Origin of the sequence: Micrococcus sp. M4NT, from assembly GCF_033790745.1 — a bacterium.
In the GTDB taxonomy this organism is placed as follows: Bacteria; Actinomycetota; Actinomycetes; order Actinomycetales; family Micrococcaceae; genus Micrococcus.
On sequence record NZ_JAMYEH010000022.1, the window covers coordinates 1 to 427 of the forward strand.

Here is a 427-nt window from a genome sequence, read left to right on the forward strand (position 1 = left end):
GGCTGAGGTCGCGCACCACCAGCCAGGACTGCTGGATGCGGCCGCGCAGATCGGCGAACAGAACGCCATCAGCCGCGGTCCAGGTCTTGTTGGCGAGGATGGAGGAGAACTGGACCAGGATGCTCTGGCCGGCATTGGCGCGGGCCTGCCAGGACGCCTGCTTGGCGATCAGGAGGCGATCGACCACGGGGTCGATCAGCGTCATCGCGTTGTCGACATGGGCGGTGACGTCGCCGATCGCGTCCATATAGGCATCGCTGATCTTGGCCCAGCTCGGCGTCAGGCTGGCTTCACGCGCCCCCTTCTCCTGCTTCAGAGCGATGATCGCGCGCGGCCGCAGCTCCTCGAGCTGGGCCCAGATGCCACGGAGCTTGTCGAGCTTGTCGGCAAGACCGGGTGCTTCGACGGAGGCGAGGCTCTGCAAGGC

The 427-nt window shown here is 66.7% G+C and carries 1 protein-coding gene; it reads right to left on the bottom strand.

The annotated features are described in order from the left end of the window. The coding region (locus NJC10_RS11175; protein ID WP_319076622.1) for a hypothetical protein at nt 1–427 on the bottom strand (427 nt) is incomplete at both ends.